The organism is Mesorhizobium sp. L103C105A0, from assembly GCF_000502215.1.
Classification (GTDB): domain Bacteria; phylum Pseudomonadota; class Alphaproteobacteria; order Rhizobiales; family Rhizobiaceae; genus Mesorhizobium.
In genome coordinates this window covers 1-7,315 of sequence record NZ_AYXF01000034.1, presented here as the reverse complement: position 1 = coordinate 7,315, position 7,315 = coordinate 1, and the positions used below count along the sequence as shown (strand labels likewise).

Here is a 7,315-nt window from a genome sequence, read left to right as displayed (position 1 = left end):
TTATTGCAACCCAGGTCATCGACTGGTGCTGCGCGTCGACTTCATCTTTGGCCTCGCGCCCACCACGACCCTGCGCAAGCATGTGGCGGATCTGGAGGCCAGCACGACAGCACGCTTCGAAGCGTCGGCCAAGAGAGGCAAGGTCCGCAGGTTCAAGAAGTTCGTTGACGGCGCCGCTAGTTGGAGCCGCGTCGAGCGCATCATCGCGCGGGTCGAGGTCGGCGCCCACGGTGGCGATATCCGCTTCGTCCCCCGCCTGCCATCACGCCGGAGTAATCCCGGCGCCTGACGAGGCGCGTGGAAAAGCACCGCAACGGCGACCACAGCGTCGCTTCAGGCCGTCAAAAGCTTATCGCCGTGCATCAAGGCGGCTAGATGGCAACGAGGCTTATGCCGCCCGAGCATCGCAGCTAAGTATGCATGAGGGGTCGTCCCTTCAAAATACTTGATACATTTGCGCTTGCGTAGCTCCTTGCATGCGCTCGATGCCAGGAGGAGACCTCTGTTCTAAACGCTCGCATCGATGCAACGCCGTTGACACCATCATCGCGGCGACCGCTTTGCCGCGGCCGCCGCAGCCCTTTTCGAGCATGACGATCATGCCGGCGCCATCGCAGTGATGCACTTGCAAATTCAGAGATGCACTCTGGCCAAATGCTAGGTGCCCAGCATATGTCCGGCATCCCGCAACGCCGCTACGAAGAGACGGGCATTGCCGTTGGCATCCATCTTGGCCTGCATCGACAGGGGCATCCTGTGCCAGCTCTCCAAGGCCGCAATGTAATGTGAGAACATACCGTTAACGATGCAATAGTGGGTAACTAGGCCGTGTCCGTCTAACGCCAGCACGCCGAATTGGCCGCCCGTGATATCGGATGGCTGCGACCCGCTGGACCTGCGCGTCACCGTCGATCCGCACGTTGAAAAGCAGGCTGCCGCGGCTCCTGGTGGCTATCTCGGCGGCTTTTTCAGCGAAGCTCAACGAGAGCGAGCGGACGCTTTCGACTGCCATCTGTAAAACCATCAAGTTCAGTTCATCCACTGCCATAAGGTACCTGTGCGCAAGACATGGGTGATTGCAATCGACCACACCGCTTGTTCACAGATGTCGGCTCACGACCGGTTATTCAGGGTTCGCCGGTTATCCATTGAGGGCGTGCTCATCAAAATGATCCTGACGTGGAATGCGCTGCATCTACGAAGCGCGACGAGCAGGCCAGCCAAAGCTGTCGCGACAATTGATCTCATAATCCACCCCGATATCTGGATTTCGGCATCGCTGAACATCCCTGGTAAGTGAGCTGTTTGCGGCAAGCCCATCTCGGCTTTGTACTCCGAAACCGTTGCAATGGCGTCGCTCGGCGCTCGGGACCGACAGGCTCTGCTCGTCGAGAACTTTGTCCCCGAGAAGCGTTCGACTTTGAGCATTCCGCTGAAGGGTGACGTCTCGTCAGTCCGTGTCCTTGCAGCTCACCGCGAAGGCTTTTTGCGCATCGCACGCAAGCGCACGAATTGGTCTCCGTTCACTTCACAAAATGGTTTTCCTGAAGTACTGGAGCGCAGAGAAATCTCCGGTCGCAGCCTACCCGGTTAAAACAAGGACCCAACGATGAAGACTCTCGTCGTCTGCTCCGGCGGATTGGATTCCGTTACTCTTGCCCACAAGGTGGCAGCGGAGCACCAGCTGACCGGCCTGCTATCGTTCGATTACGGCCAACGGCATAGGAAGGAATTGGGCTTCGCCACCCTTTGCGCGGAGCGCCTGAGTGTCCCGCAGCGAATCATCGATATCCACGAGATCGGCGGCGACCTTTCCGGCTCCGCGCTGACCGACAATGTGGACGTGCCCGACGGGCACTATGCCGAAGACACGATGAAGATAACGGTGGTGCCCAACCGGAACGCCATCATGTTGGCCATTGCCTTCGGCCTCGCCGCAGCGCAAGACGCTGACGCAGTGGCGACGGCCGTGCATGGTGGGGATCACGTTGTCTATCCCGATTGCCGTCCGGCCTTCATCGACGCTTTCCAGATGATGCAGGACCACGCGCTCGACGGCTACGCGCAGATTCGCCTTTATGCACCCTATGTGAACCTGACGAAGGCGGACATTGTTATGGATGGAGCCACATACGGCACGCCGTTTGCGCAGACCTGGTCCTGTTACAAGGGCACCGAGCGTCATTGCGGGAGGTGCGGGACCTGCGTCGAGCGGCGTGAGGCGTTTCACATCGCTGGGCACCCGGACCCAACCGAGTATGAGGACTCCGACTTCTGGCTCGGAGCGCTGCGAAGGACCACCGCGTAATGTTCCGCATCACCAAGGAATTCCACTTCTCAGCCTCGCATCAGCTCACCTCATTGCCACCCGATCACCAATGCGCGCGCCTGCACGGACATAACTACATCGTCGAAGTGGAGCTTTCAGCGGATGGACTGGACGATCACGGCTTCGTGCGCGACTACCACGACTTGGCGCCATTCAAACGCTACATCGACGAGAGCTTCGACCACCGGCATCTCAACGACGTGCTGGGACACGAGCAAGTCACGGCGGAATATCTGGCCAGACATTTCTACGACTGGTGCAAGGCACGCCTGAGCGAAACCGCGGCCGTGCGGGTGAGCGAAACGCCGAAAACCTGGGCGGAATACCGGCCATGACGAATACTCATCCCGCAATCCGCGTTAGCGAGATTTTCGGGCCGACGATCCAGGGCGAGGGCGTGCTCATAGGTTTGCCGACGATCTTCGTCAGAACCGGCGGGTGTGACTATCGCTGTTCCTGGTGCGACAGCCTCCATGCTGTGGACAATCAATTCCGGCATGAATGGGAGATGATGTCCGTTGGGGCGGTGTGGAAAAATGTGCTTGCCCTTTCCGGTGGCCGCCCGCTGATGGTGTCGCTATCAGGCGGCAATCCGGCCATCCAGCCGCTCGGCGCGCTCATCGACCGGGGCCATGGTGACGGTTACCGTTTTGCGCTGGAAACCCAAGGGTCGCTTGCCAGGGACTGGTTTGCGCAGCTTGACGTGCTGATCCTCAGCCCAAAGCCGCCGTCAAGCCGAATGACGACAGATTGGGCCGCTGTCGAGGCGTGCCTCCAGGCGGCACAAGGCAAGCCCCAAGTCGTGCTCAAGCTCATTGTTTTCGACGAAAGGGACTACACCTACGCGAAAGACGCCGCTGCGCAATTTCCGCAACTTCCGATCTATCTGCAGCCCGGCAATCACACGCCGCCACACCCCACAAATGATGACGCGCCTGTCGACCTTGACGGAATATTGAAGCGCATGGAGTGGCTGGTTGACAGCGTGACCCGCGACAGATGGTTCGAGGCCCGCGTGCTGCCGCAGCTGCACGTTGTGCTCTGGGGTAACAAGAGAGCCGTCTAGCCCAGGCCCTTTCCGCTGGAACTGCGCCGGCAGAATTCGGGTGAACGGGTGGTTCAGGTCGAAGGGAGCTGTCGCCGACAACCATGATCCGACAGGCAGGGCTCGAGCGGACGATATCGTCGCTGCGCCAAGACGCGTCTGGTCCGCTCAGAATCTTGTCTCGATAGACGGTCGCCGATGAACAAACGTACCGCGGTCCATGATCGCCTGAGAGGCATGACCGTTCCTCTGAGTGCTCAGACTGCCGCCGAGTGCCTGGCCGTTCCAGCTTCGAAATATTTGTCGAACCTGGCCGCGATGCTTCGGACGAAAGGGCGACTTTCAGCCGGCACAACGAATCTGTCGCCATCAAGTTCAAGCAATCGAACCGGATCGTGGAGGGCCATGGAACTTGACTGAAGGAGGAGCCTCTGGCCGGCCTCGCCGAAGCGTTCCACCAGATCGATGGCCGAGAAGGCGAAGTCGCACATCAAACGTTCGATGATCCAGCCGCGAACGCGGTCGTCGTTGGAAAGTGCGATACCCCGAACAGCGGCCAGCCCGCCGTCATCAACCATGCGTCTATATTCGCTAGTTGAAGGCATGTTCTGCGCATAGCCTTGCCGAAACTGGCTAATGGATGACGGGCCGAGCCCGATCAAGATTTCGCAGCAATCGTCCGTGTAGCCCTGAAAGTTCCGGTGCAAAGTCCCGGTGTGTGCCGCAATCGCCAGCGCATCGCCTGGTTTGGCGAAATGGTCGAGCCCGATTGCCTCGTATCCATTGTCTACAATCGCCTGTGCAGCCAGTTGCGACTGGGCAAAGCGCTCCGCGGGACCCGGCAACCAGGCCTCGTCGATCATCGTCTGATGTTTCTTGAACCACGGTACATGCGCGTAGCCAAACAGTGCGATCCGATCCGGTTCCAGGGTCAGTGCCTGCGTGACCGTAGAAGCGACGCTTTCCCTGGTCTGGTGCGGCAGACCATAGAGCAGGTCCAGATTGACGGATTCGACGCCGCGCGAACGAACGCCGTCGACGACCGTCTTGGTCTGCAGGAAGCTCTGCTCGCGGTTGATCGCCTTTTGCACCTTCGGATCGAAATCCTGAACGCCGAGGCTCGCACGGGTCATGCCGATTTCGGCAAGCGCATCGAGGCGGGCATCGTCCATATCGTTGGGTTCGATTTCAACGCTGATCGTGGCGCCGGGAAGAAAGCCGAAGCTGTTGCGCAGGGCGGTTCCCAGCGCCACTATATCTTCGGGCTTGAGCATGGTCGGCGAACCACCGCCGAAATGGACGGCACGCACACGACCTTTGCCTCCAACAAGACCGGCGACGGTAGCGATCTCGGCATGCAGTGAGCGGAGATAGATCGTCACCGGTTCGTAATGGCGTGNGTATGGCAGGCACAAAACCAGCAAAGCTTGTCGCAGTATGGGATGTGCAGATAGAGCGAGATTTCGTCGCCCTCATCGAGCCGCTGTAGCCAGCCACGACAAACGGTAGCGTCAACGCTTGCATTGAAATGCGGCGCGGTCGGGTAGCTCGTGTAGCGCGGGACGTTCTCGCCAAATCTGGCAACTAGCTTTTGTCGCATGTCGTGGTCCACCGTGTTTGCCTCGTCCGAACTGTGGATGCTTGGATGAGCCTAAGCCCTGATTTCGATCAACCCTCAGCACGGACAAACTGCCGCAAGGATTTTTCTACCGTGGATGCTATCCTGCGCGCACGGAGCGGTAGAGCGATCGAATGACATTACGGCAGGATATTCACAGTTCCGGCATCCCCGTTCTTTGCCTGTCTTGCGAGGCACGGCGCCGCGGTGTCTGTGGCGCGCTAGAGCCAGACCATTTGGCTCAGCTCGCCAAGACGTCGTCGCGGCACAAAATCGAGCCGGGGGTCGAACTGATCGGCGACGCCGAGGCGGTCGACTGTTATTCGAACGTGCTTTCAGGCGTGGTGAAGCTCACGAAGAGCCTGTCAGATGGACGCCAACAGATTGTCGGCCTGCAGTTCGCCCCGGATTTTCTGGGTCGGCCCTTCAAGATGAAAAGTGCGATTAATGCGGAAGCGGCAACAGCTGTCTCGCTATGCTCGTTTCCCAGAGCGGCCATCGAACGGATGATGAAGCAGTCACCCGAATTTGTGCATCGCCTGCTCAAGCAGGCGCTGAACGAACTTGACGAGGCACGCGAATGGATGGTGACTCTGGGGCGCAAGACCGCACCAGAGAAGGTGGCGAGCTTTCTCCTCATGATTGCCCGGAACATCGACTCCAATGTTGACCCGACGGCTAGCTCGACGTGCTTCGAGCTGCCGATGACGCGTGCCGACATTTCTGATTTCCTTGGAATCACAAACGAGACCGTGAGCCGTCAGCTGACCAGCCTGAGAATGGACGGCGTGATTCGGATCGAGAACAACCGCCGCGTCACCGTGGACAGCATGAGCCGGCTGGAACGGCGCTGCGGCGGCCGAGGCGCTACAGCCGTTTGAATGACGCAGAAGCTGCATGGCCCCCGTCACTTACTTCATTCGGGGCAGGGCATGCTCGCGTTGGGCTCAGAAGAAGTCGCGTAGCGACAGCCCGTTCTCCATCCGATCGTATGCGCCAGTTGCCTTTCGGCTCGTCGGCGAAGCATCCACACTTGGCCGAAGTCAATACGCCTCATCCGCAGGGGAAAATCGCCGTCTCCCCAAGCCATGAATGTCACGACGGCAGCGTAACGCTGGCGCTGGCTGTTCCAAGGCATTGAACGCGGGGTTCGGTAAGGCGTCGACCTGCTTTCCAGCGTCGCAGAAGGTGCGCTCCCCCACACGCCCGCGGTCGCCTCCGCACCCGGGGCCCGACCGGGGACGCCAGGCCCCATCCATAAACGGGCGGCCGGTGGTGCGCTTCCACATTCGATCGTCGCAGTCTGATCGCACCGAACTCGATGCTGCTCGAGCAAAATGGTGCGGCTCTGACATGGATCAGGGCGAGCAGGCGACGGCTGCGCAATAAGGCACCGCGGTTTGGCATCCGCCGGAATTGGAAATCGGGGCTTGCGATGAAATTCGGCAAAGAAATCGTGCTTCTAAGCCTGTTCGCATTCGCGGCTTTGGTGGCGGCTGGCGCTGGGGTGGATGAACCCTTTCGCCAGCATATGTGGGTCTTGTTCTTCGCCTTGGCTGGCTTCACTGCGATCCTACTGCGTAACACTGAGTTCAAGCCTGCCGCTCCGATCGACCCGTCCGCTTACATGGACGGGCCAATCCGCTACGGCGCCATCGCCACCATGTTCTGGGGTGTGGTTGGCATGGTGGTCGGGGTGGTCATCGCGCTGCAGCTTGCCTATCCCGATCTCAACATCCAGCCCTGGTTCAACTTCGGCCGCTTGCGGCCTCTGCACACCTCGGGCGTCGTCTTCGCCTTCGGCGGCAANACACGACGCTCTTCCGATCTGCTCGGCATCACCGAGAGCCGCGAATATGCGGAACCCGAATGGTATGTCGACATCTGGCTGACCATCGTCTGGGTCGGCTACCTGATCCTGTTTCTGGGCACCATCCTGAAGCGCAAGGAACCGCACATCTACGTCGCCAACTGGTTCTATCTTTCCTTCATCGTGACCATCGCGATGCTGCATGTGATCAACAACCTGTCGATGCCGGCCTCCTTTCTCGGCTCCAAGAGCTATTCCGCATTTTCCGGAGTCCAGGACGCCCTGACGCAGTGGTGGTACGGCCACAATGCCGTCGGGTTCTTCCTCACCGCCGGCTTCCTCGGCATGATGTACTATTTCGTGCCCAAGCAGGCCAACCGGCCGGTCTATTCCTACCGCCTGTCGATCGTCCATTTCTGGGCAATCATCTTCCTCTACATCTGGGCCGGGCCCCATCACCTGCACTACACCGCCCTGCCCGATTGGGCGCAGACGCTTGGCATGGTGTTCTCG

General features: G+C 59.6%; 6 protein-coding genes and 2 pseudogenes. 6 read left to right on the top strand and 2 right to left on the bottom strand.

Annotated features, from left to right (window positions below; all coding sequences use genetic code 11):
• Nucleotides 1-250 (top strand): annotated as a pseudogene (locus X727_RS0135180) (transposase); the annotation flags it as partial.
• A gap of 186 nt (nt 251-436) precedes the next feature.
• On the opposite strand, the gene X727_RS1000000168350 reads toward X727_RS0135180, so the two are convergent.
• Nucleotides 437-601 (bottom strand): hypothetical protein, encoded by a 165-nt coding sequence (locus X727_RS1000000168350; protein WP_023685557.1) that lies wholly within the window; start codon nt 599-601, stop codon nt 437-439.
• 1,008 nt (nt 602-1,609) lie between these two features.
• Between X727_RS1000000168350 and queC the strand changes: the two genes are divergently transcribed.
• Genes queC through queE form a run of 3 tightly spaced genes read left to right on the top strand, consistent with a single transcriptional unit; the run spans nt 1,610 to nt 3,395 of the window.
• Nucleotides 1,610-2,308 carry a 7-cyano-7-deazaguanine synthase QueC gene (gene queC / locus X727_RS135325; protein WP_023835572.1) on the top strand — a complete coding sequence of 233 codons (699 nt, stop codon included), beginning with the start codon at nt 1,610-1,612 and terminating at the stop codon, nt 2,306-2,308.
• Nucleotides 2,308-2,664: a 6-carboxytetrahydropterin synthase QueD gene (gene queD, locus X727_RS135330; RefSeq protein WP_023673552.1), complete on the top strand. Its 357-nt coding sequence runs from the start codon at nt 2,308-2,310 to the stop codon at nt 2,662-2,664. The genes queC and queD overlap by 1 nt, the downstream gene beginning before the upstream one ends.
• The gene (gene queE / locus X727_RS135335; RefSeq protein ID WP_023707020.1) at nt 2,661-3,395 is read left to right on the top strand and encodes a 7-carboxy-7-deazaguanine synthase QueE; all 735 of its coding nucleotides are present in this window, start codon (nt 2,661-2,663) and stop codon (nt 3,393-3,395) included. Before queD ends, queE begins: the two co-directional genes overlap by 4 nt.
• A 236-nt stretch (nt 3,396-3,631) precedes the next feature.
• Here the strand turns inward: queE and hemN are convergent.
• Nucleotides 3,632-4,974, bottom strand: a pseudogene (hemN, locus tag X727_RS00105) (oxygen-independent coproporphyrinogen III oxidase).
• A 152-nt stretch (nt 4,975-5,126) separates the two neighbouring features.
• Here hemN and X727_RS135340 point away from each other — a divergent pair.
• Nucleotides 5,127-5,873 carry a Crp/Fnr family transcriptional regulator gene (locus X727_RS135340; protein ID WP_031204915.1) on the top strand — a complete coding sequence of 249 codons (747 nt, stop codon included), beginning with the start codon at nt 5,127-5,129 and terminating at the stop codon, nt 5,871-5,873.
• 554 nt (nt 5,874-6,427) lie between these two features.
• On the top strand, nt 6,428-7,315 hold an 888-nt coding region (locus X727_RS135345), incomplete at its 3' end, for a cbb3-type cytochrome c oxidase subunit I (RefSeq protein WP_023835569.1).

Bases quoted from the DNA above. Each gene is read 5' to 3' on its own strand.
- queE (WP_023707020.1), top strand. From the start codon at position 2,661: ATGACGAATACTCATCCCGCAATCCGCGTTAGCGAGATTTTCGGGCCG.
- X727_RS1000000168350 (WP_023685557.1), bottom strand. From the start codon at position 601: ATGATCGTCATGCTCGAAAAGGGCTGCGGCGGCCGCGGCAAAGCGGTC.
- queD (WP_023673552.1), top strand. From the start codon at position 2,308: ATGTTCCGCATCACCAAGGAATTCCACTTCTCAGCCTCGCATCAGCTC.
- X727_RS135340 (WP_031204915.1), top strand. From the start codon at position 5,127: ATGACATTACGGCAGGATATTCACAGTTCCGGCATCCCCGTTCTTTGC.
- queC (WP_023835572.1), top strand. From the start codon at position 1,610: ATGAAGACTCTCGTCGTCTGCTCCGGCGGATTGGATTCCGTTACTCTT.